The sequence below is a fragment of the Thioclava sp. F28-4 genome (genome assembly GCF_002020045.1).
Classification (GTDB): domain Bacteria; phylum Pseudomonadota; class Alphaproteobacteria; order Rhodobacterales; family Rhodobacteraceae; genus Thioclava; species Thioclava sediminum.
In genome coordinates this window covers 124,928-151,544 of the sequence record NZ_MPZQ01000001.1, presented here as the reverse complement: position 1 = coordinate 151,544, position 26,617 = coordinate 124,928, and the positions used below count along the sequence as shown (strand labels likewise).

The following is a 26,617-nucleotide window of genomic DNA, read 5'->3' as shown; positions in this document are numbered from 1 at the left end:
GCGTAAACCGTCGCGCAAGCGAGGTTAATTTGAGGTTAATGGTCGAAAGCATTGCCTGCGGGGGGCGGCCAGAAGGGCGGAGAGGGCGCATCGGAGAGCGGACCGCGTGGCCCTGCGCACTGCGAATTCCCGCGCGCGCGAACCGGAATCTGCTATTCTGGTTCCCATAAAGAAACCTTTGCCGAGGTCCGGCGTTAAAGATATTCCAGCTTCTACGACACGCCGCAGACGGGTTTGTAATGACCAAGATTCACAGGCCCGCGCCTTCGCATGCGGTGTCCTTCCGACAAATCCTGAGACACGAGACCGCCGCCGCGCATGAGGCGGGCGAGGCGCAATTCTCCAGGTTCTTCGCGGCCCCGGAGCAGAAGCTGGGTTGGTTTCTCGCAGCGCAGGCCGAAGGGCTTGGCGTCTTGGCGCGCCATGCGGCTCCCGGCGCGCTCTGCGCGGGATTGCTGAGCGATTTGCTCGACCGGCTCGACCGGGATCTGGCGCGGCTGGGCCGTCCTGTGCGCCCGGTGCCGGACATGATTTCCAGGCAGGGCCTGCTTGACCCGCTGGCGGTCGACTATCTCGTGCTGGGCTCGCGGCTCGGCACGCAGGTGATCGACCGCAAGGTCTTCGCCGAGACCCCGACCGAGGCCAAACCGCTTTATTTTCAGGCCCCCGCCGCCGGGGCGCTGTGGAAACGGCATTGCGCGACGCTCGATGCGCTGAGCCCCGCAGACCCGCGCGCAACTCGTATTGTCGCCGATGCGACGCGAGGCTCCCATCTTTTCGCGCAAGCCGTGCAGGCGCAGGGGGCGGGCACAACGTCCGACGCTCTCGCACCGGCGCTTGCCTCCAATTCCATTGACCATCCGCGGCCCGGCAGGATCGCGACAGACACCGATTTGACGCCCAAGGAGCCGACGTGACGTCCGATACCAGCCCCGCCCCCAGCCAGCGCCCCGTCGATCTGACCGATTGCGACCGCGAGCCGATCCACCAACTGGGCCGGGTCCAGAGCTACGGCGCGCTTCTGGCGCTCTCGAGCGACTGGATCGTGCAACATGCCTCGACCAATCTCGAGGAGATCCTCGGCATGGCCTATGAGGAGGCGCTTGGCCGTCCACTGGCCGATTTGATCGTCTCGGACGGGTTCGACCGGATCCGCGCGAGCCTGCGCACGGCAGAGGGCGGTGAGACGGCGGTGCGGCTGTTCGGTGTGGTACTGAAAGCGAACGGGAAGAGTTTCGACGTCTCGCTCCATGCCTCGGGGCCGTATCTGGTCGTCGAATTCGAGCCGAAGCTGGGCACGCGCGGACGCGATGTGATGACCGATGTGTATCCGCAGATCGCGCGTCTGCGCCGCGACCGGGGGCTGGAGCGGCTTGCGCGCGATGCGGCGATGGGGCTGCAGGCGCTCTCGGGCTTCGACAGCGTGATGATATACCAGTTTCAGCCCGATCAGTCGGGCAAGGTCATCGCCGAGACCCGCAAGGACCAGCAGCGCCTCTATGACGGGCTGCGCTTCCCGGCCAGCGATATCCCGGTGCAGGCGCGGGCGCTGTATAAACGCGCGCTGCTGCGGCTGATCGCGGATGTGAACGATCCCGGCGCGCCGGTGCTGCCCGGGGTCGATCTGAACGGGCAGCCGCTCGATATGTCGCTGGCGGTGACGCGGGCGGTCTCGCCGATCCATATCGAATACCTGCGCAACATGGGCGTCGGTGCCTCGATGTCGGTCTCGATCATGCGCGATGGCGAGCTGTGGGGGCTGTTCGCCTGCCACCATAACCACCCGCGCTATATCGATTACGAATTGCGCACCGCGATCGAGATGTACGCCCATATGTTTTCCTATGAACTCAGCAAGTTCGAGGATGGCGAGCGCAAGCAGGCGCAATCCGATACGGCCAGCCTGCAACGCACGCTGATGGGGCATATGGCCGATGGCAAGGCGCTGTCGGAAAGCCTGATGGCCGTCTCCGACGAGATCCGTCTGGTGATCCCGCATGACGGGCTCGTCCTTTATGAGAACGAGGACTTCAGCGCGACCGGGACGACTCCGACCAAGGAGGAATTCGCCGGGATCGCGCGCATGCTGGACCGGTCGATCGGGTCCTCGACCTTCGCGACCGATCAGCTGGGGCGCGCCCACGAACCGGCCCGCGATTTTCCGGAACGGGCCGCAGGGCTGCTCGCCATTCCGATCTCGAAACGGCCGCGCGACTATCTCGTGCTGTTCCGCCGTCAGATCGCGGATACGGTCGAATGGGCGGGCGATCCCACGAAACCCGCGCAGCTTGGCCCGAACGGCGTGCGGCTCACGCCGCGCAAGAGCTTCGAGGTCTGGCGCGAGACGGTCACCGGGCGCTCGGCCCCCTGGACGAACCAGCAATGCCACGCGGCGGAGCTACTGCGCACGGTGCTGCTGGAGATCTTCCTCAAGATCACCGACGCGACCTCTGCCGAGCGCAAGCGCGCTCAGGAGCATCAGGAACTGCTGATCTCGGAGCTGAACCACCGGGTGCGCAATATCCTGAACCTGATGCGCGGACTGCTGGCGCAGTCGCGCAGCTCGGCGCGCTCGCTCGAAGAGTTCACCGACAATCTCGACGGGCGCATTCAGGCGCTGGCGCGGGCGCATGACCAGCTGACGGCGGAGCATTGGGAGCCTGCCTCCCTGCATGGGCTGATCTCGTGCGAATTCGCGGCCTATGCCGATCGCAAGGCCGAGCGTGTGATCATCACCGGGCCCGATGCGCTGATCTCGCCGCAGGCCTATACGACGCTGGCGCTCGTGCTGCACGAGATGGCGACGAATTCGATCAAATATGGAGGGCTGTGCGATAGCGGCGGGCGCGTCGAGATCGCGCTCTCCACCGATCACAGCGGCGGTCTGCTGATCGACTGGAAAGAGCGCGGGGGGCCGCCCGTCACCCCGCCGAAACGGCGCGGCTTCGGGTCGATCATCATCGAGAACTCTATCCCGCACGAGCTGCGCGGCGATGCCGAGATTTCCTACAAGATGACCGGGGTGGAGGCGCAATTCCGCATCCCGCCGACGACCATCGCGGAGCTGATCGATCAGCCGGGCACGGAAGGAGACGTTGCGGCCGCACCCGCCGCGCAGACCGGCGCCGCGTTCCGCTTGTCGGGGCGGGGGCTGGTGCTGGAAGACACGCTCATCATCGCGATGGACGCCGCCGGCGTGCTGGAGGATCTGGGCGCGCGCGACGTCAAGATCACCTCCTCGGTGGAAGGCGCGCTGACATGGCTGGAGGGCGCGCGACCGGATTTCGCCGTGCTCGACGTCAATCTCGGAGACGAGCAATCCGTGCCGGTCGCCGAGCGGTTGCACAAGATGGGCGTGCCCTTCGTGCTGGCGACGGGCTACGGGTCTGCGCCTGACCTGCTGGAAATCTACCCGCCCTGCACGGTCGTCCAGAAACCCTTCTCCTCGGACTCGCTCAGAGAGGCTTTGCAAAACGCAATTGCGTGACCCTACGCACAGAACTTCGATCATATCTGACCGTCCAATAACGATTTGACGTATCTGGCATGTAAGTTTCCGTGATAATTCTGACCCCGCGGGACTGGGCAAACGGGGGTCGCTATGAATGTGAGTGCCAACACGGTCGGCGGTAGCCGGGCCGATTTCACCGAAGACGAAATCGCGAAACTCCGCGCGGCGCTGCACACGCTCGGGAATGTCGCCAGTGTCTGCGCCTCCAGCGCCCGCCTCCTGCCGCGATTTTGCGAGGATCAGGCGGCACTCGGGATCTGCGATGGGCTGAGCGAGAATGCCGACATCGTCCGTGCCACGATGGAGGATCTGAAAGCGGTGCTGCGCCTCGACAGCCTTCAGTGACGGTCGTGAGTCTATGCGCGCGATCCGGGCCGAGTGATCCGGCGCGGCGGTCCTTTGCGTAGCCCTGTCACCCAAGCAAGAGGAGAGTGCCATGCGCCGCCTGTCGATCGCCTTTCTCGCATCAAGCCTTTGCGCTGCGCTGATGCCGGGCCTCGCGCTGGCCTCGATCTTCGGCGGCTGGGCTGAGCAGCGGTTTTCGCTGTTTTCCTCCAATGATTGGCAGCAATCGCGCGATGGCGTGGAGATGCGCTCGGACGGCTCGGTGTCGCTGATCTGGCGGGCGTTGCCGCAGTCCGATTGGGGGACGCGCAAGGCGGCGTGGCAATGGTCGGTCAGCCAGAGCGTCCCGCCGACGCCGCTCGACCGCAAGGGCGGGGACGATCGAGACCTGTCGCTCTATTTCGTCTTCATGCCCGAGGCCGTCGCCCGCGCCAATGAAGGGGCCAGCATCCGCAAGCTTCTGGCGGTGAAGGAAGCGCGCGTGCTGATGTATGTCTGGGGCGGTAAGCATGGGCGCGGGGCGCTGCTGCCTTCGCCCTATCTGGGCACGCGCGGCAAAACGGTGGTGCTGCGCCCGGCGGGGACCGGCACGCATTCCGAGAGCGTGGATCTTGCGCGCGATTACCAGCGCGCTTTCGGAGGCCAGCCGACGCAGCTTGTGGGGTTGGCGCTGTCGGGCGACAGCGACGACACCGACAGCGCGATCCGTGCCCGGATCGAGGGGCTGAGCCTGAACTGACCGCGCCACACCGTCCCCGGTGATTTCACACAAAAACACTGCCAAGACATGACTTTGTCGGTAACCTGTGGCAGCAAGGCCCAAAAAGGGGGGCAGGATGGCGCTCAATTTCCGACAGTCCGAAATTCTCGAGATCGCGCGCGACGAGGGCCGCGTCGTGGTTGAAGCCTTGGCCGAACGCTTCAATGTCTCGGTCCAGACGATCCGGCGCGATCTGACGGAACTCTCCGAAGCGGGCCATCTGGAGCGCGTGCATGGCGGAGCGGTGATCCGCACCGGCGTGGTGAATTTCGCCTATGAAGAGCGCCGCCGGATGAACGAGGCGGCGAAGGCGGCGATCGGGCGGGCCTGCGCGCAGGCGATCCCCGATAACAGCTCCATCGTGCTGACGCTGGGCACCACGACCGAGGCGGTGGCGCGCGAGCTTCTGCATCATCGCAACATCACCGTGGTCACGAATAACATCAACGTCGCCAATATCCTGCTGGCCAATGAGAGCTGCGATATCCTCGTGGCGGGTGGCAACCTGCGCCGCTCGGATGGCGGGCTGGTCGGCGACCTGACGGCGGATTTCATGGGCGAGTTCAAAGCCGATTTCGCGGTGATCGGGACGTCGGCGCTCGATTCCGACGGCGACATGCTCGATTACGATCTGGCCGAGGTCCACGTGAGCCGCCGGATCTTGCGGCAGGCCCGGCAGAGCTTTCTGGTGACCGACGCGTCGAAGCTGGAACGCTCCGCGCCGGTGCGCTTGGCCTCGCTCTCCGATATCGACCGGGTTTTCATCGACAAGCCTTTGCCGGACGCGCTCATGGCGCTTTGCGCGCAATGGGATACCGAGATTACCGTCGCCGGGTGAGCCTTAGCGCAGCACCCGCCGCAGCCCCGTCTGCACCCGCGTGAGTTCCGGCAGATAGGTTTCGATCAGGCTCTCCGCCGGATCGGCGCTCGCCGCCATTCCGGTATTGAGCGCGGCCACGACCCGCCCATGCATGTCGTAAAGCGGCACCGCGATGGAGCGCAGCCCGATCTCCACTTCCTGATCGATCACCGCATAGCCGTCGCGGCGCACCTGATCTATGCGCGCGAGGATCTCGCCCGGATCGGTCAGGCTATAGGCCGTGCGCGGCGTCAGGTCCGAGGCCTCCACCGCCGCGCGGGCGTCTTCCGGGGGCAGGGCGGCCAGCAGCACGCGCCCCATCGAGGTGCAATGCGCCGGCAGCCGCGACCCCGGCATCAACCCGATCGACATCACCCGCCGCTGGGCGGCCCGCGCGAGATAGACGATCTCGGTCCCATCGAGGATCGAGACCGAGCAGCTTTGCCCGATCCGATCCGTCAGCTGATCGAGCCACGGCTGCACGATCTGCGGCAGCGGCAGCGAGGCCAGCGCCCCCATCCCGAGCCGCAAGACCTTCGGCGTCAGTGTGAAGAACTTGCCGTCGTATTCCGCATAGCCTTCCGCATTCAGCGTCAGCAGACAGCGCCGCGCGGTGGCCCTGTCGAAGCCCGTCGCCTGCGCCACCTCGGCAATCGAGAGCCGCGGCGTCTCGGCCCCGAAACATTCGATGACGCGCAGGCCCTTCGCGAAAGAGGCGATGAAATCGGTCGGTTTGTTCAACATGCGAACAGGTTTTCTCGCGATGCGAACAAATGTCAAGATGCGCACGAAATCCGTGGAAAGCCGCTCCACGCAGGTCTAAATCCGAGGCCTCAGGAGGACCGCAATGGACAAGAGACTTTCCTCGCTGACCGAGGCCGTGGCCGATATTCAAGACGGCGCCACGGTGATGATCGGCGGCTTTGGCGGCTCGGGGGCCCCGATCGAACTGATCCACGCCCTGATCGACCGCTTTCTCGAAACCGGCTCGCCCAAGGGGCTGACCGTGATCAACAACAACGCGGGCAACGGCCATGTCGGCATCGCGGCGATGATCGAGCAGGGCATGGTCAAGAAGATGATCTGCTCCTTCCCGCGCTCGGCTGATCCTACGGTATTTACAGAACGCTATCTGGCGGGCGAGATCGAGCTGGAACTGGTGCCCCAAGGCACGCTGGCCGAACGTATCCGCGCAGGCGGCGCGGGCATCCCCGGCTTCTTCACGCCGACCTCCGTCGGCACCGATCTGGCCGAGGGCAAGCCGGTGCAGCAATTCGATGGCCGCGACTACGTGATGGAGCGCTGGCTCAAGGCCGATCACGCGCTGATCAAGGCCGAGCAGGGCGACGCGCTTGGCAACCTGACCTACCGGATGGCCGCGCGGAACTTCTCGCCGCTGATGGCGACGGCGGCAGAAAAGGTCGTCGTGCAGGTCACGAAAGCGGTGGAGCCGGGCGAGATCGACCCGGAAGTCATCGTCACCCCGGGCATCTTCGTGGATGCGATCATCGAGGTCGCCAACCCCGCCCAGGAAGAAGAGTTGAACCGCGCCGGAGCCCATCACCCATGACCCAGAAACTGAGCAATGCACAGATCGCCTGGCGCGCCGCCCAGGACATCGAGGACGGCGCCTATGTGAACCTCGGGATCGGTTTTCCCGAGATGGTCGCGCGCTTCCAGCCCGAGGGCCGCGAGGCGATCTTCCACACGGAAAACGGCGTGCTCGGCTTCGGTCGTGCGCCCGAACCCGGTCAGGAGGACTGGGACCTGATCAATGCCGGGAAAAAGGCGATCACGCTGAAACCCGGCACCGCCTTCTTCCACCATGCCGACAGCTTCGCGATGGTGCGCGGCGGGCATCTCGACGTGGCGATCCTCGGCGCTTATCAAGTGGCCGAGACGGGCGATCTGGCGAACTGGTCGACCGGACCGAAAGGCGTGCCGGCGGTGGGCGGGGCGATGGACCTCGTGCATGGCGCGAAACGCGTGGCTGTCATCACCGACCACGTCACCAAGAAGGGCCAGCCGAAGCTGGTTGAGGCTTGCACCTTCCCGCTGACCGGCGTGGGCTGCGTGACCCGCGTCTATACGTCGCTCGCCGTGGTGGACGTGGTGGATGGCCGCTTCGTCCTGCGCGAAAAGCTCCCCGCGATCTCGATGGAGGAGCTGCAATCCGTCACTGGCGCGACCCTCCATGTCGAGGGCGAAGTGGTTGACCTGATCTGTCCCGAGGAGTTGGCCGATGCGTGACGCTTATATCTGCGACTATATCCGAACCCCGATCGGCCGTTTCGGCGGCGCGCTGGCGCCTGTCCGTGCCGACGATCTGGGGGCGATCCCCTTGAAAGCCCTGATGGCGCGCAACACGGGTGTCGATTGGGAGGCGGTCGAGGACGTGATCTTTGGTTGCGCCAATCAGGCGGGCGAGGACAACCGCAACGTGGCGCGCATGTCCGCGCTGCTCGCGGGTCTGCCGGTGGGTGTGCCGGGGACCACGATCAACCGGCTCTGCGGTTCGGGGATGGATGCCATCGTCACCGCCGCCCGCGCGATCAAGGCCGGCGAGGCCGATCTGATGATCGCCGGCGGCGTCGAGAGCATGTCGCGCGCGCCCTTCGTGATGCCCAAGGCCGAGGCCGCCTATAGCCGCGCCAATGCGGTCTACGACACGACGATCGGCTGGCGCTTCGTGAACAAGCTGATGAAAGAGGCTCACGGCGTCGACTCGATGCCCGAGACGGCGGAGAACGTGGCCGATGATTTCGGCGTGAGCCGCGAAGATCAGGACGCGTTCGCGCTGCGCTCGCAGGAAGCTGCGGCCAAGGCGATGGAAGCGGGCCGTCTGGCCGAGGAAATCACGCCCGTCACGATCCCGCAGCGCAAGGGCGATCCGGTCGTGGTCGAAAGTGACGAACACCCGCGCCCCGGCACGACGCTGGACGCGCTGACCAAACTGCGGCCCATCGTGCGGCCTGATGGCACGGTCACGGCGGGCAACGCGTCCGGTGTGAACGATGGCGCGGCGGCGCTGATCATCGCCTCCGAGGAGGCCGTGCGTAAACACGGGCTGACGCCGCTGGTGAAGATCTCCGGCGGGGCCGCAGCTGGCGTGCCGCCGCGGATCATGGGGTTCGGGCCCGCGCCTGCGTCCAAGAAGCTGATGGCGCGGCTGGGGCTGACGCAGGACGCGTTCGACGTGATCGAACTGAACGAGGCCTTTGCCAGTCAGGGTCTGGCCACGCTGCGCGATCTCGGTATTGCGGATGACGATGCCCGCGTGAACCCCAATGGCGGCGCGATCGCTCTGGGGCATCCTCTGGGCATGTCGGGCGCGCGGATCACCGGCACGGCGGCGCTGGAGCTGGTGCGCCGCAAGGGCCAACGGGCGCTGGCCACGATGTGCATCGGCGTGGGGCAGGGCATCGCCGTGGCGCTGGAGGCGGTCTAGAGAGCTGCGCCCGGTACGCGCCGAAGGCGCAGGGCGCGCGCCGGTCCGTCCCGACGGGCTGGCGCATCTGCAGCCGGGCACGCCGCTTCACTGATGGAGGGGCGTGGCAGGCATCAATCGCTTGAGCGGATACGGGACGCGCGCCATCCCACGGACAGGCGCGCGCCCTGCTTGGCTCAGGTCCTGTCCAAGAAATTCTTCAACAGTACGGCCACGGCCTCGGGCTGCTCGTAACAGGGCAGGTGGCCCGCTTTCGCGATCTCGTGGAACTCGGCGCCGCACAGCTCTGCCGTTGCGCGCACCAGATCGGGCGGGGTCGAGGCGTCATCCGCACCCGTCATCGCCATCACTGGCAGCGTCAGCGCCCGCGTTGCCTCGGTCTGATCGGCCCCGGCAATCGCCGCGCAGCAGCCCGCATAGCCCTCGTCGGGCCCGCGTTCGAGCATGTTGCGGCAAAGCGTGAACTCCGCCGGGTGGGCCGCGGCGAACCCGGGTGCGAACCAGCGTGCGAGGATCGCGTCGGAGATGCTCGCGATGCCGTCGCGGCGCACATTGGCGATCCGCTCGTTCCACATCTCGGGCGTGCCGATCTTGGCGGCGGTGTCCATCAGGACCAGCGCACGCAGAAGGTCCGGACGGCGCGCGGCGAGGCTCTGGCCGATCAGCCCGCCGATCGAGAGGCCGATAAAGGTCACATCCCGAAGCCCGAGCGCGTCGCAGATCGCGGCGGCATCGCCCGAGAGGTCCTCGATGCTGTAGGGGCCGGGCGGGCAATCGCTCAGCCCATGCCCGCGCTTGTCGAAGCGGATCAGCCGCAGCCCCTCGGGCAGATGCGGGATCAGCGCTTCCCAGAGCCGCAGATCGCTGCCGAGCGAATTGCCGAACATCACCACGCGCCCGTCGCGCGGGCCTTCGTCGAGAATGTGGAGCGTCACCCCGTCATGGGTCAGTGCGTGCATGAAAGCCTCCTCTTTGTGGGAGGTTGTAGCGCGCGGGACGGGGGAAGGAAAACATACCGCGGAGGTATCGGAGGTTACCTCGGTGATACCTTAGGTGAGGCGCCGGGATCTACTGGCGCGGGGCGACCAGCCCCGGGCCGCGCCCGACCTCCCCCCGGGAGGGCGCATTGGCGAGGGCGTCGCGGGTATAACCGGTCTACGGGCTTGCGAGATAAAGCGCCAAGCCACAGAGCGCGTACAGCGCCCACCCGAGGTCGGGCGCGGCCCTTTCCGCGCCAAAACGAAAAAGGCCACCCCCGAGGGGATGGCCAGTCTCCGAAATCGCGGAGAGGTATTACTCGGCCGGTTCGGCCACGGTGTCCTTGGTCTCCGCCTCAGCCATCGCGGCCTCGACGATGGGCGTGCCATAGACAAAGAAGTCCTGCGGAAGCTCGCCGCCGAACCAGACGCCGCCGCCGTTGAAGAAGTTGCTCTCGTCCCAGGTCAGCGTTTTCCAGTCCGGATCGAAGATCAGGTAGCCGGTGTCGCCGAACAGCTCGATGCGGTTGCCGCCGGGCTCGTAGACATACATGAAATAGGCCTGCGAGACGCCGTGCTTCGCCGGGCCCGCCTCGATGGTCACGTCATATTCCTGCAAGATGTCGGCAAGGTCGAGCATCTGGCCCTGATTGCCATACCAGAAGGCGACATGGTGCAGACGGTTGCCGGGGCCAGCCTGATCCTTGGTGAAGGCGACCTCGTGCACGAGCGGGCTGACCGAGAACCACGCCGCCAGCTCGTCCGAGCCACCGAAGACCACGTTCTCACGCTTGAGGAAGCCGAGATTGTCCTGCAGGAACTTACCGTTCTTGGTCACGTCCGAGCAGAGCAGGTTGACGTGGTCCAGACGACGCACCGGCACCCCACGCAGCGGGCGCTTCTGGGCGCGCGAGAGCAGCTTCGATTTCAGCTCTGCCGGGGCCTCGTAATACTCGACCTCCCAGAACAGATGCTGCTTGTGGCCGTCCGGCGTGGTGAATTCATAGGCGCGGCCGTAACCCTTGTGACCCTCGACCCATTTGCCCGGGTTGCCCGAGGCCTCGAGCACGGCCACGCGGCGCTCCAGTGCCTGCGGCGAGGAGGCGCGCCAACCTACCATGCCAATCCCGGCCTTGTCCGAGCGCGTCAGCTTCAGCGAGTGGTGATAGCGGTCCTCGTAGCCGCGCAGGTAGCAGGATTTGCCGTCATCCTCGGTGGGGGTCATGCCCAGAACATCGTGGAAGAACCAGAAGCTTTCCTCGAATTTGGGGGTGAAGAGTTCGATGCAGGCAAGCTGCGCGATATCGTGGATCTGTTCCTGAAAGCTCATGGTGTCCTCCCTAAAGCTCGATAAGGTGAATGCGGTCAGTTTGCGGGGGCCTTCTCGTGGCCGTTGGTCGGGGCTGTGCCGTTCGAGGCGGCGGCGGGTTGCTCGCTCGCTTCGGCATATTTCGGCTCGCCCGCGACCGCGTAATGGCCCGAGCGCAGCTCGTTGAGCATGATCCGAACGGCCTGCGGCTTGACGCCCAGCGTCTCGACCGCCGCGCGCGTGACCTCGCGCATCAGCGCTTCTTTCTGCGCCTCGGTGCGGCCTTCCATAAGGTTGATCTGGATTACCGGCATGACTGCTCCTCTATCCCGGGACGCGCCCTCATTCCCCGCGTGTCGGGGCCTCCTCGGCGTGTCCGTGGAACGAGATTGGGGCAGAAACGGCGATACGATCAAATACCATTTAGTCCGGGTTTCGATACCGAAGGCGCATCGCTCCGGGTAAGAGCAAACCCGTCAAATGGCATGATGCAGTACCCGGATCGCGTCCGGTCTGTCGCATGAAGAACGTTTTTCAAGTGGCGGAATTTATTGACTTAAACTGCGTGCGACTTCTAGGAAGTTCGCGACGATCGGGGACGTGTCACCCTCTCGCGAGATGCAGGAGATATCGACCCGCGCGGTCTCGCTCACATCACTGATCGGCAGGCATTTCACGCCCTCCATGATGACCGATGTGATCGATTGCGGGACGACCGAGACGCCGAACCCCGCCGCCACCAGCGCCATCGCGGTAAAGCCGTCGCCCACGACCTGCGCGACATTGGGCGCGAACCCCGCCTCGTGGCAGAGCCCCGTGACCTTCTCGACGAACCCCTGCGCGCGGCTGGCGGGAAACAGCATCATCGGTTCGCGCGCCAGTTCCGACAGCGCGACGCTCTCGCGATCCGCGAAAGGCCCCGGATCGGGCACGACGATATAGAGCGGCTCCGAGGCCAGTTCCTCGATCGCGAGACCCGGCACCGGCGTCAGCATCCGGTTGAAGCCCAGATCGATCGAGCGGTTCTGCAGCCCCTCGATCTGCGCCAGCTTGTCGAGCGCGTGCATCACCACTTTCACATCCGGATAGCGGCGTTTGAATTCGAGGATGATCCGCGGGATGAAGCTGAGGATCGCGGTGCCGAAGATCGCGATGTCGATCCGGCCAAGCCCGCCCTCGGACGCCCGATGGACCCGGTCCGCCGCCTGATCGAGCAGCGCCGCGATGTTGCGCGCCTCATCGAGAAACAGCGCCCCCGCCTGCGTCAGTTCGACACCGCGCGGCGTGCGGTTGAAAAGCTGCGCGCCGAGCTGTTCTTCCAGCGCCTGAATCTGGCGGGTGATCGGCGGCTGAGAGACATGAAGCCGCTCGGCCGCGCGACCGAAATGCAGTTCCTCGGCCACGGCGATGAAATAGCGAAGCTGGCGCAGGTTCATGACAATCCCTTTCAGCGTCTACAGTTGCGCGAACGCGCGCCCCGGGCAAGCCGGGCCGCGCGCACAAGCCTTGAGACGAGGGAGGACGCTCACAGCTTGAGGCAGAGGTTCGTCCGCTCGGTGTAGAATTCGAGCGAATGCACCCCGCCTTCGCGTCCGATTCCTGAGGATTTCGAGCCACCGAAGGCCGTGCGCAGGTCGCGCAGGAACCACGAATTGACCCAGACGAGACCCGCCTCCATCTGCCCGCCGACGCGATGGGCGCGGGAGAGGTTCTCGGTGAGGAGCGTGGCCGACAGACCGTAATCGGTATCGTTGGCCATCGCGATCACCTCGTCTTCGCTGTCGAAGGGCTGGATGTGGCAGCAGGGGCCGAAGATTTCCTCGCGCACGATGGGGCTGTCCTCGGGCAGGCCGGTCCAGATGGTCGGTTCGACGAAGAAGCCCCCGTTGCGATAATCGCCTTGCGCGAAGTCGGGGACGCCGCCGCCGGTGATGATCTGCGCGCCCAGATCGGCGGCCTTTTTGTAATAGCTCAGCACCTTTTCGCGATGCTCGGCCGAGATCAGCGGGCCGATGGTCGCGCCGTCGGTATCCGGTCCGCCTTGGATCAGAGCTTCCGCGCCCGCTTTCAGGCGGCTGACGAATTCGTCAAACACAGGGCGTTCGACATAGATCCGCTCGGTGCCCAGACAGACCTGCCCGGTATTGGCGAAACACGAGCGCATCGTGACCTCGATCGCCTTGTCCATATCTGCATCGGCAAAGACGATGGCGGGGTTCTTGCCGCCGAGTTCAAACGACACATCGCGCAGCCCCACCGCGGCCTGTTTCATGATCGCCTCGCCGGTGCGGGTCTCGCCGGTGAAGGTGATGCCGTTGACCTTCGGGTGCTGGGTCAGCAACTCGCCCGCGCTTTCCGGGCCGAAGCCGTGGATCACGTTATAGACGCCTTTCGGGATGCCCACCTCGTTCATCACCTCGCCCAGCAGGGTCGCGGTGGCGGGGCTTTCCTCGGAGGGCTTCACGACGACCGTATTGCCGCAGGCCAGCGCCGGGCCGACTTTCCATGTCATCAGAAGGAAGGGCGCGTTCCAGGGCGAGATCACCCCGATCACACCTTTCGGACGGTGCAGTTCGAGATTGGCCGCGCCCGTGCCGTCGGGCGTATCCATGTGGAAATACTCGCCGCCCGTGTTCTTGAGCATCTCCGCGAAGATCCGGAAGTTGGCCGCGCCGCGCGGGATCTCGACCTTTTCGGCAAAGCCGCGCGTGTGGCCGGTGTCCCGTACTTCCGCTTCCATGAAATCGGCCTTGCGCGCGTCGATCGCGTCGGCGAGCTTCATCAGCAGGTCGCAGCGTTGCGCCTTCGGCATCTTGCCCCAGGGGCCTTTCAGCGCCGCCTGTGCCGCCTCCACCGCGTCATTCACATCCTCGGCCAGCGCCTCGTGCACATCGGCGATCTTCTCGCCGGTCGAGGGGGAAATCTTGTCGAAGGTCTTGCCCGATTGCGCGGCGCGGTATTCGCCGTCGATGAAGAGCTTATGCGTGGTCATATCGTCCTCCCGTGAGCCACCTCTTGGGCGACAAGCTAGGCAACCCGGCCGATACGCTCCAATGCTTTTCTATCCCGCACGCGATACCGTTTTTGCATGATGCCGCATCGGGGCGCGATGCAAAACCCGTATCAAGCCCGGCCCGTCAAAGTATTGGAGCGTATCGCGCCGCCGTCTTAGCCTTGATCCGGAGGCAGCCCGTATCGGTTTCACGAGACCGATGCAGATGAGGGCCACGACGGAGGACATATGCTGGACAGCACCAAGATCGAGAGCTTGGGCGACGCGCTGTATGACGCGCTGCGCTCGGGCCGACCGACCCAGAAAATCAGCGCGCTCGAACCCGAGAGCGATATCGAGGACGCCTATCGCATCCAGTTGCGGATGCTCGAGCGGCGTCTGGAAGCGGGCGACGCGGTCGTCGGCAAGAAGATCGGCCTGACGAGCCGCGCCATTCAGGACGCGCTTGGCGTCTACCAGCCCGATTTCGGGCAGGTGACGAAGCGGATGCTGTTCGAGGATGGCGCGACGATCGACCTCAGCAAGCTGATGCAGCCGCGTTTGGAGGGCGAGCTGGCCTTCCGCCTGAAGGAAGACCTGATCGGGCCGGGCGTGACGGTGACGGATGTGATCCGCGCGACCGACTATGTGACGCCGTGCTTCGAGATCGTCGATACCCGGTATCAAGATTGGCAGATCAAGATCCAGGACACCGTGGCGGACAATGCCTCCTGCGGCGTGTTCGTGCTGGGCGAGGCCAAGGCCGACCCGCGCGATCTGGACCTGAGCCTCGCAGGCATGGTGATCGAGAAGAACGGCGAGGTGGTCGCGACCGGGGCCGGGGCTGCGGTGCAGGGCTCGCCGGTGATGGCGGTCGCGTGGCTCGCCAATACGCTCGGGCGTCTGGGGATCCCGCTGAAAGCCGGGGAGATCATCCTGTCGGGCGCGCAGGCGCCGCTGCTGGATGTGCGTGACGGCGATCATTTCACCTGTGAGATCGCGGGCATCGGCTCGTGCGAGATGCGATTTGCCGGGAGGGCGATGGTATGAGCCTCGATCAACCGAAGACCGTCGATGAGGAAGCGATCATCCGCATGGCCGAGCGCGTCGAGACAGCGCAGCGCTACGCGGTGCCGATCCGCAAACTGACCGAAGATTACCCCGATCTGAGCATCGCCGACGCCTACCGCGTCCAGACCGCGCTGCGCCGCAATCTGGAGAAGAAAGGCGAGCGGGTGATCGGTTGGAAAGCGGGTCTGACTTCGAAGCCGAAGATGGCGCAGATGGGGGTCTCGACCCCCGGCGTGGGCTTTCTGACCGACGCGATGGAGCGTCCGGCGAACTCCAAGATCACCGTCAGCGACATGATCCACCCACGCGTCGAGGCCGAGATCGCTTTTGTCACCAACAAGGAGCTGTCGGGCAAGGTCACCCGAGAAGACGTGCTGGCCGCCACCGATTACGTCCAGCCCGCGCTGGAGGTGATCGACTCGCGCTTCACCGGGTTCAAGTTTGATCTGGAATCGGTGCTGGCCGACAATTCCAGCTCGGCCCGCTATGTGCCGGGCGGGCGGATGATCCGCCCCGATGCGCTCGATCTGCGGACCGTGGGCGTCGTGTTGGAGCATAATGGCGAGATCGCCCAGATCGGCGCGGGCGCCGAGGTGCTGGGCCACCCCGCCGAGGCGATCGCGATGCTGGTCGGCGTTCTCGATGACATGGGCGAGGTTTTGCCTGCGGGCAGCTTCGTGATGGCTGGCGCGATCACCGCCGCCGTGGCCGTCAAACCCGGCGATTCCATCACCGCGAGATTTTACGAGATGGGCTCGATCACGGTGAGTTTCACCGAGTGATCCCGAGCCAAGGAGGTTCAAGATGAACAAGATCAAATGTGCCCTGATCGGGTCGGGCAATATCGGCACCGATCTGATGTTCAAGCTGCTGCGCTCCGACGTGCTCGAGCCGGTCTGGATGGTCGGCATCGACCCCAATTCCGACGGGCTCAAGCGCGCCGCCGACAAGGGGCTGAAGACCACCCATGAGGGCGTCGACGGGCTGCTGCCCCATGTCGAGGCCGACGGCATCCAGATCGCGTTCGACGCGACCTCGGCCTATGTCCATGCGGAAAACTCGCGCAAGCTCAACGAGTTGGGCGTGTTCATGGTCGACCTGACGCCCGCCGCGATTGGTCCGCTTTGCGTGCCGCCGGTGAACCTTGGCGATCTGGCGAAAGCGACGCCGATGAACGTCAACATGATCTCCTGCGCGGGTCAGGCGACGATCCCGATCGTCTCGGCCGTGGGCGCGGTGCAGACGGTCGAATATGCCGAGATCATCGCCTCGCTTTCCTCGAAATCCATCGGGCCGGGCACGCGGGCGAACCTCGACGAGTTCACCTTCACCACCTCGAACGCGATCGAGAAGGTGGGGGGTGCGAAGAAGGGCAAGGCGCTGGCGAACATCAACCCCGCCGATCCGCCGATGATCATGCGCAACACGATCTATTGCGAGGTCGAGGGCACGCCCGATGAGGCCGCGATCACCAGATCGGTCAAGGAGATGATCGCGCAGGTGCAGAAATACGTGCCCGGATACAAGCTGGTGAACGGCCCCGATTTCGACGGCAACCGCGTCGCGGTCTTCATGGAGGTCGCGGGCCTTGGCGACTACCTGCCGACCTATGCGGGCAATCTCGACATCATGACGGCGGCCGCCGCGCGCACCGCCGAGATGTTCGCCGAACGGATCCTCGACGGGTCGATGGAACTCAAGAAACTGGAGCCGGCACAATGACCTCAGACAGCGTGATCCAACAGAAAGTGAAATCCGGCCTAGAGGGCCGCAAGGTCAAGCTGCACGACATGTCCCTGCGCGACGGGATGCATGCCAAGCGCGAGCAGATCCCCGTCGAGATGATGGTCAAGATCGCCAAGGGTCTGGACGCGGCGGGCGTGCCTTACATGCAGGTCACCCATGGCGCGGGGCTGGGCGGCAACTCGATCCAGCATGGCCGCGCGCTGGCGTCGAACGCGGAATATATCTCGGCGGTGGCCGAGGTGGTGAAGCAGGCGACGATTTCGGTCCTGCTGATCCCCGGTCTGGGCACGATGAAGGAGCTCGAAGAGGCCTATCAGTGCGGTGCGCGTTCGGTCCATGTGGCGACCCATTGCACCGAGGCCGACACCTCGCCGCAGCATATCGCCTTCGCGCGCAAGCTCGGCATGGATGCGTCGGGCTTCCTCATGATGTCGCATCTGAACTCGGCCGAGGGGCTGACCGAACAGGCGCTCCTGATGGAGAGCTATGGCGCCAACACCGTCTATGTCACCGACTCGGCGGGCGCGATGCTGACCCATGAGGTGAGCCACGCGATCTCGATGATGCGCGACGCGCTGAAACCGGAAACCGAGATCGGCTTCCACGGCCACCATAACCTTGGCCTCGGCATCGCCAACTCCATCGCCGCCATCGGCGCGGGCGCGACCCGGATCGACGCCTCGCTGGCAGGGCTTGGCGCAGGCGCGGGCAACGCTCCGATCGAGGTGCTGGCCGCTGTCTGCGACCGGATGGAGATCGCGACCGGCTCGGACACTTTCGCGCTGATGGATCTGGCCGAGGATGTCGTGGTCCCGTTCATGGATCACGTCGTGCGCGCCGACCGCGAGGCGCTAACGCTGGGTTTTGCCGGGGTCTATTCGACCTTCCTGCTGCCCGCGAAACGCGCAGGCGAGCGCTTCGGTATCCCGGCGCGCGACATCCTCGTGGAACTCGGCCGCAAGAAGATGATCGGCGGTCAGGAAGACATGATCCAGGACACGGCGATGACCATGGCGCGCGAACGCGGCCTGTTGAAGGAGAGCGCCTGACGAGGCCCTTTCCGCGCGTCGGTCCCAACGGCGCGCGGAAAGCCGGACCGGGTAGGGGAAGAGGAGCCCCGACGCCCGGAGCGACCGGACCAAAGAAACGCGAAGGGAGGAAATCCATGAAACTGAAACGCGCCGCGCTCGCTTTGAGCGCGCTGATGTCGCTTGCCGCATTGCCGGCCTATGCCATCGACGTGGCCCCGGGGGATTACAACATCCTGCCGTCCGGCACGAATATCGGGCTGCTCTATCTGCAGCATCAAAGCGCCGATACGTTCGAGCTTGGCGGGACGAAGGTGCCCGACAGCAAGGCCAAGGTGAACGTGATGGTCCTGCGCGGGCTGCATTATTCCGAAGCCTTCGGGATGCCCACGCTCTATCAGGCGGTGCTGCCGATCGTGAATTTCGACACCGCGCGCATCGGCGGTGGGGATATGCCGACCAAATCGGGCGTGGGCGATCTGACGCTGGGCTTTTCGGTCTGGCCGGTGCAGCCGTCGAACCCAGAGACCGGGACAACGCTGGGCGTGACTGCCTTCGTGACCGCGCCCACGGGGCGGTATGACGCGGCGAAGGTCAGCGCGGGCTCTGGGACGTGGACGCTGACGCCGCAGATCGGGTTCATTCAGGGGCTCGGGCAGGGGCTCTATTTCGACGCGATGGCCGATGTGGCGGTCACGATGGACCACACGGAGAGCGGCCAGAAGATCGAGCGCAGCCCCGCCACGCAGGTTCAGGCCTATCTGCGCAAGCAATTCGGCCAGAAGACCTCCGTGTCCTTCGGTCTGTCCTCGCAGCGTGGCGGCAAGATCAAGGTGGGCGGCACCGATACCGGCCAGCGCACCGAGCGCGATCAGATCCGCCTCTATGCCAATACTTTCGTCACCCCGACGGTTCAGGTGCAGGGGATGCTGGCAAAGGACGTGAACAGCGATGGCGGGTTCCGCAACGACGTGGTCGCGGAACTGCGTTTCCTGAAGGTCTTCTGATCCTCCCCGGCCGGGCGCGAGCCCTCATTCGTGCCCGGCATTATCCAATACCTTTTGCGATAGTGAGGAGGGTTCCGTTATGACCTATATGGTATCAACGGGAGGAGGCGTGGGAATGGACTTCAAGCGGCTCAAATATTTCCTCGCGGTGGCCGAGGAATTGCATTTCGGACGCGCGGCGAACCGGCTCGATATCGCGCAGCCGCCGCTGTCGCGCCAGATCGCGGCGCTGGAGGCCGAGCTGGAGGTGCAGCTCTTCGACCGCTCGCGCAGCCAGATCCGGCTGACGCAGGCGGGCGAGGTGTTGCAGGATCACGCGCGGCAATTGCTCGAACGGCTGGATGCGGCCTATCGCGAGACGAAGATGGTGGGCTCCGGTGCGGGCGGGCGGCTGCGGATCGCCTTTGTCGGCTCGGCCTCGCACGGCGTGCTGCCGACGCTGATCAAATCCTACCGCTCCTTCTACCCGGAGGTCGAGCTGCAGCTCTCGGCGATGAACAATGCCGAACTGCACACTGCGCTTGTGAGCCGGGAGATCGACATCGCGGTGGCGCGCCCGATCCTCGATGACGAGGAATTCCGCCGCGAGCCGCTCTGCACCGAGCCGCTGATCCTCGCGCTGCCCGACAATTCCGACCTCGGCACCCGCGCCGAAATCCACTTTGCCGACCTCGCCGATAAGACCTTCGTGCTCTATCCGCGCAAGCCCCGGCCCAGCTATGCCGATGTCGTGCTCGATATCTGCGCGCGGGAAGGGTTCAAGCCGAAAGCGGTCGATCTGGCGCAGGATTTTCAATCTGCGATCAGCCTTGTTTCCGTGGGCGTGGGGATCGCCGTGGTGCCGCAATCGGTGTCGCGCACGCAGCGCCCCGGCGTGATCTTCCGGCCCTACAAGGGCTATAATCCGGGGACCGGGCTGACCGTGCATGCGCGGCTCGACAATCGCGCGCCGCAGGTAATGCACTTTCTGGAGGTGACACGGAAATTCGCGCGCAAACAGTAGGTTGAGGTGCGAAGTTCAAGTGATACGTTAAGTCGGGCGCGGGTCGTCGCGGAAGGTCGTGGCCTGCACGGAGGGGCGTTCGGCAAAGCGTGCGTGCCATTCCGCCAGCGCCGGACGGCCCTCGCGCCAGCCCTCTCCCTCGAAGCGGAAATCGAGATAGCACAGCGCGACGCCGATGCTGAGATGGCCGATGTCGAAGGGCCGCTCGGTCAGGCGCGGGGCATGACCTTCCAGCCAATCCGCAACCCGTTTCATCTTGGTCCGGTAGACGGCGAGCATCTGCTCGGACCGCTGTTCCTCGGGCCGCATCTTCAGCTCCACCAGCCACGGCAGCGCAACATCCAACAGCCCCGTTCCAAGCGCCTCGTCGCGCTCGGCCTCGAGCCGCGCGGCGGGATCGGCGGGGAAAAGCTGCGGGCCGTCTGCGCTTTCCAGATCGGCCCATTCGCAGACCACATGGCTGTCGAACAGCACGCGGCCATCGTCCAGCTCCAGCGTCGGGATCTTCGACAACGGGTTGATCGCCATCAGCCCCTCATGCGGGATCATCGGATCGGCATGGGTGCGCACGGTCTCGACCTTACCGGCGAGACCTTTCTCATGCAGCGCGACCATCGCTTTGCGGACGTAAGGCGAGCGCGGGGACCAGTGCAGGATCGGCATCGGCTCAGCCTTTCCGCGCGACGGAGGCCAGCACGTCCTCGTTCACCGTGATCCCGAGGCCGGGCCCGGTCGGGCAATGGACGTGGAAATCGGCAAAGCGGATCTCGCCGCCGGTGAGGTCCGTTTTCAGAATCTTCGGGCCGAAATGCTCGCAGCCCCATTCGAGCCGGGGCAGGGTGGAGAACACCGCCAGATGCGCCGCGGCGCCAATGCCGCTCTCGATCAGGCAGCCGCCATACAGCTCCATCCCGCAGGCCTGGGCGATGCCAGCGGCGCGCTTGATCTCGTTCAGACCACCCGATTTCACCAGTTTCAGCGAATAGACCGAGCCTGCTGCAGCGATGCCGTTGGCGATAATATCGGGGCCGGTGAAGGCGGCCTCGTCCACCATGATCGGGATCGCGGCGCGCGCGGCCACGCGGGCAGTTGCGGCGATCAGACCGGGGCGCAGCGGCTGTTCGATCAGCGACACGCCCATCTCGGCCAGCTGCGGCAGGTAGCGGATCGCGACCGCCTCGGTCCAGCCCTGATTGACGTCGACGATGATCTCGGTGGCTTTGCCCTCCAGCGCCGAGACGATCTTGCGCAGGCGGATCATGTCCTGATCGGGCGTGTTGAAGCCCAGCTTGATCTTGAAGCGGCGATGCTCGCGCGCGTCGAACTTGCGGTTGGCTTCCTCGATCTCCTGATCGGCATCGCCCGAGGCGAGCGCCCAGATCACCTCGATCCTGTCGCGCACCGCGCCCCCCATCAGGACCGAGACCGGCAGGTCGAGCGAGTGCCCGGCGGCGTCGTAGAGCGCGGCATCCACCGCAGCGCGCGCGGCGTTGTTACGGCTCGCGGCCTTGGCCATCTTGGCGGCGTTCAGCTCGAACTCGAGCGCATTCGCTCCTGCCAGCGCCGGGGCCAGGTAAGTGTCGATATTGGCCTTCATCGCCTCGACGCTTTCCTCGGCCCAACGGGGACCGCCCAGCGTCGATGCCTCGCCCCAACCGACCGATCCGTCGGCCAGCTCGGCGCGCACGATCACATAGGACTGGAAGTTGATTTCCGTGTTGGACAGCTTGTGACGCCGGGTCGTCGGGCAATCGACGATCATCGTCTCGATCTTCGCGATCTGGCGACCCGCATGGGCGTCCGCGCCCTGAAAATGATCTGCGAGTTTCGCAACGCCGGGCGTAGTCATCGGCTCTGTCCTTCGAAATATGTCATTGGTCTTCAAGGTAAATCCGGCGCCGCGCGTGCGGCGCCGGGAACTCTTTACGCCACTCGGATCATTCCGCGGCCATCGCCTGAGCCTGATTGCCCAGCGTGAAGTCGAAGCGCAGAACCAGATCGGTGTCCGAACCTTCGGGCGCTTTCTCGAACTTGCCGATCAGGTCCTCTTTCACGGCAAACACCGAGTCATTGTCGAGATAATCGCTATCGGCGTCGTAGATCTGCGAGATCAGCGGGCGGTAGCCCTCGCGCGTGACCATCATGTGGATGTGGCCCGGGCGCATGCAATGGTGGCCCATGTAGCGGATCAGCTCGCCCGCGGTCTCGTCGCCGGGGATCGGGTAGGGCACGGGGCGGATCGCGACGAAGGCGTAATGCCCGTTCTCGTCGCTCTCGAAGCGGCCGCGCAGGTTGTATTCGGGCTGATCGGGATCGTGGTTCTCGTACAGACCGTTGGGCGCGTCTTCCCAGACGTCGATGATCGCGCCGGGGATCGGGTTGCCCTTGTTGTCTCGGATATATCCCTCGACATAGACGGTTTCCTGACCTTCGAAGTTCTTTTGAATGGTCGAGGCGCCCTTCGGCATCACCGGAGCGTTCTCGCGGAAGAACGGCCCGAGCACGGTCGAGACGGTTTCGTCGCCCGAGATCGGGTTCGAGAGCATGTCGACCAGAACTTCGACGCCGAGAATGTCGCCCAGAAGGATGAATTCCTGACGCTTGTCCGAGCACAGCGCACCGGCGCGGCCGAGATAGTCGCAGGCATAAAGGAATTCTTCATGGGTCAGGTTCACGTCTTTGCAGAACCCGTGCAGATGCTTGATCAGGCTTTCCATGATCTCGCGCTGGCGCGGCTCGAGCGTGGCGTGCTGGCCCAGCGAGTCGATGACCACATCGGTCACATTATCCACGGTTACGTTGCGCATAAGTCTCCTCCTCGGATGCGGTGGGCGGCCCTCCTCCGGGCGGCGCCTTCAATTCGATAAGCGGAGATTTGCATGGCGCAGGCGGCTTGGGCCAGACGGGTGCGCGGTATCCTGTAATACCTCAAAGGTTCAGTTTGGCCGAAGTTCATACCCCAGGCGTTCGGAAATCGTCCGCACGGCGCCCAGGGCGATATTGCGGAAGGCGCGCGGCTGGACCTCGTGGCGCGAGCGGGGGACCGAGATGACCAGCACCGCGACGGGCTGGGCGATGTGGTCGCGGATCAGCGCCGAGACGCAGATCACATCCGCCTCGTCCTTCGGCGCGCCTGCGTTGAACCCGTCGCGTGCGAGCGCGTCCAGCTCCGCGCGCAAGCGTGCGCGATCCTCCAGCCGCGAGCCGGGCCGGGTGTGCCGGTCGAGATATTCGTCGAGCTGGGCCGGGGAGAACTGCGCCAGATGCAGCATCCCCGGCGGGCTGTCATGCAGCGCGATCCAAGACCCCAGCGCCTCGCGCGAGACCCGCAGTGCCTGCGTGCCCTCCAGCGCGTCGAGCACCAGAAGCCGCCCGTGATCGTGCAAGGTCAGGTGCAGCGTCTCGCCATAGTCGCGCCAGAGCGCCGCCAGCACGGGCCGCGCGGCCTCCGTCAGCGCCGAGCTATCCTCCCGCGCGCGGTTCAGCGTCGCGACCAGCGGGCCCAGCCGATAGCGCCCGCGCTCGACCTTTCGCAGCAATCCGATTCGCGCCAGACCGTTCACGAGGTCATGCGTGCCGCTCACGGAATTGCCGATCGCGCGCGACAGGTCCGTGACCGAATGTTCCGGCTGAGCGGCGGTGAACTGGCGCAAAAGCTCCCCCACCTTGCGTAATGTCTTCATCTGGACCCTCCCGCGGTGATTTCGGGTCTCAGAATTCCGGTATTGCCGGAAAAAGTCGCGGTATTTGTCGATACCTTTCGGTATCAGCCCGGCTCCGGCACCGTGAAGGGGACAGGTCGGACATGTCTTTCGTTCATCCGACCTGATGGAGGAGGAACCATGAAAGACCAAGTGAAAGACGCCCAGAGCGGCGTCACGACCCCCTATACCGGTGACGAATATCTCGAGAGCCTGCAGGACGCCCGTGAGGTCTATGTCCATGGCGAGCGCGTCAAGGATGTGACCAAGCACCCCGCGTTTCGTAACTCGTCGCGCATGGTGGCGCGTTGGTATGACAAGCTGCACGCCGAGAAGGACACCATCGGGCGTCCCACCGATACCGGCTCGGGCGGCTGGACGCACCCGTTCTTCAAGGGCGCGAAGACGAAGGAAGACCTGATCGCGGGCCGCGACGCCATCGCCGAGACGCAGCGCGTCGCCAATGGCTGGATGGGCCGCGCGCCGGACTACAAGGCGGCCTTCCTTGGCACGCTGGGCGCGAATTCCGGCTATTACGGAGAATACGAGCAGAACGCGAAGAACTGGTATGCCAAGTCGCAGGAGCGTCTCGACTACTGGAACCACGCGATCATCAACCCGCCGATCGACCGTCACCTGCCGGCTGAGGAGACCGGCGACGTGTTCATGCAGGTCGAGAAGGAAACCGACGCGGGGATCGTGGTGTCTGGCGCGAAAGTCGTCGCGACCGGCTCGGCGCTGACGCATTACAACTTCATCGGCTATTACGGCGTGCCGATCAAAGACAAGAAGTTCGCGCTGACCTTCACCGCGCCGATGGACAGCCCCGGCGTGAAGCTGATCTCGCGCGCGTCTTACGAGCTCAACGCCGCCGTCATGGGCACGCCTTTCGACTATCCGCTGTCCTCGCGCCTCGATGAGAACGACGCGATTCTCGTCTTCGACAAGGTGCTCGTGCCGTGGGAGAACCTGTTCCTCTATGGCGATATCGAGAAGGTGAACGGCTTCTTCCCGGCGTCCGGCTTCGCGCCGCGCTTCACGCTGCATGGCTGCACCCGTCTTGCGGTGAAGCTCGACTTCATCGCGGGTCTGTTCTCGAAGGCGCTCGATGCGACCGGGGCAGGCGGCTTCCGCGGCCCGCAAACGGCGGTGGGCGAGGTGATCGGCTGGCGTAACCTGTTCTGGGGCCTCAGCGACGCGATGGTCATGAACCCCGACGACTGGGTCGGCACCGATGGCTATCTCGCGCCGAAATCGTCCTCGGCGATGGCCTACCGTGTCTTCGCGCCGATGGCCTATTCCCGGATCAAGGAGCTGATCGAGCGCCACGTTGCCTCGGGGCTGATCTACTTGCCGTCCTCGACGCTCGATTTCCAATCGGAAGACGTACGCCCCTATCTCGACCGCTTCGTACGCGGTTCGAACGGGATGGTCGCGGTGGACCGGGTGAAGCTGCTGAAGCTGCTCTGGGACGCGATCGGCTCGGAATTCGGCGGTCGTCACGAGCTCTACGAGAGCAACTATGCGGGCAACTATGAGGCGATCCGCATGGAGACCATGTTCACCGCTCAGGCCACGGGCGAGTTGGATATGATGCGCGGCCTCGTCGACAATTTCATGAGCGAATACGACCTCGACGGCTGGGTGTCGAAGGACCTCGTGAACCCCTGGGACGTGAACCGCCTCAAGGGCGGGTTCCAGGCCTGAGACGAAAGGGCTGCGCGGGATCCTCGCGCGGCCCACGACCCCGGGGAAGGAGGAGCCCCATGAATTTGGATTTCACAGGCATGAAGACGCAGGTGCTGCGCGACGACCAGATCGCGCTGCCCGCGAGCGTCCTGACCATCGGCGCCTTCGACGGCGTCCATCGCGGCCATCAGGCGCTGATCTCGCGCGCCGTGGCCGAGGGCCGCGCGACGGGCGTGCCCTCGGTCGTCTGGACCTTCGATCCGCCGCCCAAGGTGTTCTTCGGTCGCGCGCGGCAGCTGTCGCCCCTCGCCGAGAAGCTCGCGCGGATCGCGCGGCTCGGCCCGGATTACATCGTGCTGGCCTCGTTCTGCCAAAGCTATGCCGCGCGCAGCCCGCAGGCGTTTCTGGACGATCTGGCGCGGATCAACCCCGCCCGCATCCATGTCGGCGCGGATTTCCGCTTCGGCGCGAAACAGGCGGGCTGCGTGACCACATTGGCCGAGCGCTTCGACGTGACGCTGGCGCCCGCGGTCCTGTGCGAAGGCGGCGAGGTGATCTCGTCCACGCGCATCCGGGGCCTGCGCGCCGAAGGCCGCGCGCGCGAGGCCGTGGCCCTGCAGGGCTCGACCGATGCCGCCGCGCTGATGTCGGGCGCGCTTTTGACACAGGATATGAGATTTGGGGAGGAATTCGATGTCCGGAATTGATCCGCGCGATCTGCGCGACGCTTGCGGCAGTTTCGCAACCGGCGTGACGGTGATCTCGACGCGCACCGAGGATGGCGATCACGGGATGACGGCCAACGCCTTCATGTCGGTCTCTCTCGACCCGCCGCTGATCACCATTTCGCTCGATCACAATTGCAAGCTGCGCGAGAAGGTGCGGGCCTCGGGGCGCTATGCGGTCTCGGTGCTCAATCACGAGATGGAAGGGCTGGCGATGCATTTCGCGGGCCGCCACGATCCGGCGCATAACGATCCCTTCATCGAGCGCGCCGGGATGCCCGTGGTGCCGGGGGCTGCCTGCGTCTTCGTGACCGAGGTCGCGCAGGAGGTGGAGGCGGGCGATCACACGCTCTTCATCGGCAAGGTGGTCGAGATCGAGCGCGATCTGGAGGCCCGGCCGCTTCTGTTCTGTGGTGGCAAGTTCGGCGCGCTGGCGAGCTAGGCCG

27 protein-coding genes are annotated in these 26,617 nt (G+C 65.0%); 17 read left to right on the top strand and 10 right to left on the bottom strand.

Features of this window, described 5'->3' with window-relative positions:
- The first annotated feature begins 239 nt into the window (after positions 1-239).
- The 5 genes from BMI87_RS00730 to BMI87_RS00710 all read left to right on the top strand — a co-directional run bounded on the left by BMI87_RS00730 (position 240) and on the right by BMI87_RS00710 (position 5,454).
- A complete protein-coding gene (locus tag BMI87_RS00730; protein WP_078519258.1) occupies positions 240-917 on the top strand; it encodes a hypothetical protein in 678 nt (225 codons plus the stop codon).
- Positions 914-3,487 carry an HWE histidine kinase domain-containing protein gene (locus BMI87_RS00725; protein WP_078519257.1) on the top strand — a complete coding sequence of 858 codons (2,574 nt, stop codon included), beginning with the start codon at positions 914-916 and terminating at the stop codon, positions 3,485-3,487. The genes BMI87_RS00730 and BMI87_RS00725 overlap by 4 nt, the downstream gene beginning before the upstream one ends.
- 114 nt (positions 3,488-3,601) lie before the next feature.
- A complete protein-coding gene (locus BMI87_RS00720; protein ID WP_078519256.1) occupies positions 3,602-3,856 on the top strand; it encodes a hypothetical protein in 255 nt (84 codons plus the stop codon).
- A gap of 91 nt (positions 3,857-3,947) precedes the next feature.
- Complete coding sequence (locus BMI87_RS00715; protein WP_078519255.1) at positions 3,948-4,595, top strand: DUF3047 domain-containing protein; 648 nt, start codon at positions 3,948-3,950, stop codon at positions 4,593-4,595.
- 97 nt (positions 4,596-4,692) lie between these two features.
- The gene (locus BMI87_RS00710) at positions 4,693-5,454 is read left to right on the top strand and encodes a DeoR/GlpR family DNA-binding transcription regulator (protein ID WP_078519254.1); all 762 of its coding nucleotides are present in this window, start codon (positions 4,693-4,695) and stop codon (positions 5,452-5,454) included.
- A gap of 3 nt (positions 5,455-5,457) precedes the next feature.
- Here BMI87_RS00710 and BMI87_RS00705 read toward each other — a convergent pair whose 3' ends face one another.
- Complete coding sequence (locus tag BMI87_RS00705; protein ID WP_078519253.1) at positions 5,458-6,219, bottom strand: IclR family transcriptional regulator C-terminal domain-containing protein; 762 nt, start codon at positions 6,217-6,219, stop codon at positions 5,458-5,460.
- Between the two features lie 103 nt (positions 6,220-6,322).
- Between BMI87_RS00705 and BMI87_RS00700 the strand changes: the two genes are divergently transcribed.
- The 3 genes from BMI87_RS00700 to pcaF are packed head-to-tail and all read left to right on the top strand — an operon-like array spanning position 6,323 to position 8,923.
- Complete coding sequence (locus BMI87_RS00700) at positions 6,323-7,045, top strand: 3-oxoacid CoA-transferase subunit A (RefSeq protein WP_078519252.1); 723 nt, start codon at positions 6,323-6,325, stop codon at positions 7,043-7,045.
- A complete protein-coding gene (locus tag BMI87_RS00695; protein WP_078519251.1) occupies positions 7,042-7,725 on the top strand; it encodes a CoA transferase subunit B in 684 nt (227 codons plus the stop codon). The genes BMI87_RS00700 and BMI87_RS00695 overlap by 4 nt, the downstream gene beginning before the upstream one ends.
- Positions 7,718-8,923 carry a 3-oxoadipyl-CoA thiolase gene (pcaF, locus tag BMI87_RS00690; protein WP_078519250.1) on the top strand — a complete coding sequence of 402 codons (1,206 nt, stop codon included), beginning with the start codon at positions 7,718-7,720 and terminating at the stop codon, positions 8,921-8,923. Before BMI87_RS00695 ends, pcaF begins: the two co-directional genes overlap by 8 nt.
- A 176-nt stretch (positions 8,924-9,099) precedes the next feature.
- On the opposite strand, the gene pcaD is transcribed toward pcaF, so the two are convergent.
- From pcaD to BMI87_RS00665, 5 genes are all read right to left on the bottom strand, one after another.
- Entirely contained in the window at positions 9,100-9,882 is a 783-nt protein-coding gene (pcaD, locus tag BMI87_RS00685; RefSeq protein WP_078519249.1) for a 3-oxoadipate enol-lactonase, read from the bottom strand.
- 334 nt (positions 9,883-10,216) lie between these two features.
- A complete protein-coding gene (locus BMI87_RS00680; RefSeq protein WP_078519248.1) occupies positions 10,217-11,230 on the bottom strand; it encodes a VOC family protein in 1,014 nt (337 codons plus the stop codon).
- 35 nt (positions 11,231-11,265) lie between these two features.
- Positions 11,266-11,625, bottom strand: a complete 360-nt coding sequence (locus BMI87_RS00675; RefSeq protein WP_256376228.1) for a 2-hydroxymuconate tautomerase — start codon at positions 11,623-11,625, stop codon at positions 11,266-11,268.
- Positions 11,626-11,757: 132 nt separating this feature from the next.
- On the bottom strand, positions 11,758-12,645 hold the full coding sequence (locus tag BMI87_RS00670) for a LysR family transcriptional regulator (protein WP_078519246.1): 888 nt from the start codon (positions 12,643-12,645) through the stop codon (positions 11,758-11,760).
- An 89-nt stretch (positions 12,646-12,734) separates the two neighbouring features.
- Positions 12,735-14,201 carry a 2-hydroxymuconic semialdehyde dehydrogenase gene (locus BMI87_RS00665; protein ID WP_078519245.1) on the bottom strand — a complete coding sequence of 489 codons (1,467 nt, stop codon included), beginning with the start codon at positions 14,199-14,201 and terminating at the stop codon, positions 12,735-12,737.
- Positions 14,202-14,450: 249 nt separating this feature from the next.
- On the opposite strand from BMI87_RS00665, the gene BMI87_RS00660 reads away from it, so the two are divergent.
- From BMI87_RS00660 to BMI87_RS00635, 6 genes are all read left to right on the top strand, one after another.
- A complete protein-coding gene (locus tag BMI87_RS00660) occupies positions 14,451-15,251 on the top strand; it encodes a fumarylacetoacetate hydrolase family protein (RefSeq protein ID WP_305798443.1) in 801 nt (266 codons plus the stop codon).
- The gene (gene dmpH, locus BMI87_RS00655; RefSeq protein WP_078519244.1) at positions 15,248-16,054 is read left to right on the top strand and encodes a 2-oxo-3-hexenedioate decarboxylase; all 807 of its coding nucleotides are present in this window, start codon (positions 15,248-15,250) and stop codon (positions 16,052-16,054) included. Before BMI87_RS00660 ends, dmpH begins: the two co-directional genes overlap by 4 nt.
- A 22-nt stretch (positions 16,055-16,076) precedes the next feature.
- Entirely contained in the window at positions 16,077-16,994 is a 918-nt protein-coding gene (locus BMI87_RS00650) for an acetaldehyde dehydrogenase (acetylating) (RefSeq protein ID WP_078519243.1), read from the top strand.
- A complete protein-coding gene (gene dmpG / locus BMI87_RS00645) occupies positions 16,991-18,067 on the top strand; it encodes a 4-hydroxy-2-oxovalerate aldolase (protein ID WP_078519242.1) in 1,077 nt (358 codons plus the stop codon). The genes BMI87_RS00650 and dmpG overlap by 4 nt, the downstream gene beginning before the upstream one ends.
- 116 nt (positions 18,068-18,183) lie before the next feature.
- On the top strand, positions 18,184-19,053 hold the full coding sequence (locus tag BMI87_RS00640) for a transporter (RefSeq protein WP_078519241.1): 870 nt from the start codon (positions 18,184-18,186) through the stop codon (positions 19,051-19,053).
- A 115-nt stretch (positions 19,054-19,168) separates the two neighbouring features.
- Positions 19,169-20,056, top strand: coding sequence for a LysR family transcriptional regulator (locus BMI87_RS00635; protein ID WP_078519240.1), 888 nt, complete (start codon positions 19,169-19,171; stop codon positions 20,054-20,056).
- A gap of 27 nt (positions 20,057-20,083) precedes the next feature.
- Here the strand turns inward: BMI87_RS00635 and BMI87_RS00630 are convergent, their stop codons facing one another.
- From BMI87_RS00630 to BMI87_RS21930, 4 genes are all read right to left on the bottom strand, one after another.
- Positions 20,084-20,719 (bottom strand): glutathione S-transferase family protein, encoded by a 636-nt coding sequence (locus BMI87_RS00630; protein ID WP_078519239.1) that lies wholly within the window; start codon positions 20,717-20,719, stop codon positions 20,084-20,086.
- A gap of 4 nt (positions 20,720-20,723) precedes the next feature.
- On the bottom strand, positions 20,724-21,905 hold the full coding sequence (locus BMI87_RS00625; protein WP_078519238.1) for a muconate/chloromuconate family cycloisomerase: 1,182 nt from the start codon (positions 21,903-21,905) through the stop codon (positions 20,724-20,726).
- Positions 21,906-21,993: 88 nt separating this feature from the next.
- Positions 21,994-22,863 carry a dioxygenase gene (locus tag BMI87_RS00620; RefSeq protein ID WP_078519237.1) on the bottom strand — a complete coding sequence of 290 codons (870 nt, stop codon included), beginning with the start codon at positions 22,861-22,863 and terminating at the stop codon, positions 21,994-21,996.
- 129 nt (positions 22,864-22,992) lie between these two features.
- On the bottom strand, positions 22,993-23,739 hold the full coding sequence (locus BMI87_RS21930) for an IclR family transcriptional regulator (RefSeq protein ID WP_168175132.1): 747 nt from the start codon (positions 23,737-23,739) through the stop codon (positions 22,993-22,995).
- A 159-nt stretch (positions 23,740-23,898) separates the two neighbouring features.
- Here BMI87_RS21930 and BMI87_RS00605 point away from each other — a divergent pair, with 159 nt between their 5' ends.
- From BMI87_RS00605 to BMI87_RS00595, 3 genes are read left to right on the top strand one after another with little or no spacing between them, the layout of a single operon-like run.
- Positions 23,899-25,464, top strand: coding sequence for a 4-hydroxyphenylacetate 3-hydroxylase N-terminal domain-containing protein (locus BMI87_RS00605; RefSeq protein WP_078519236.1), 1,566 nt, complete (start codon positions 23,899-23,901; stop codon positions 25,462-25,464).
- A 59-nt stretch (positions 25,465-25,523) separates the two neighbouring features.
- Complete coding sequence (locus BMI87_RS00600; RefSeq protein WP_078519235.1) at positions 25,524-26,153, top strand: FAD synthetase family protein; 630 nt, start codon at positions 25,524-25,526, stop codon at positions 26,151-26,153.
- On the top strand, positions 26,140-26,613 hold the full coding sequence (locus tag BMI87_RS00595; protein ID WP_078519234.1) for a flavin reductase family protein: 474 nt from the start codon (positions 26,140-26,142) through the stop codon (positions 26,611-26,613). The genes BMI87_RS00600 and BMI87_RS00595 overlap by 14 nt, the downstream gene beginning before the upstream one ends.
- The last annotated feature ends 4 nt before the right edge of the window (positions 26,614-26,617 follow it).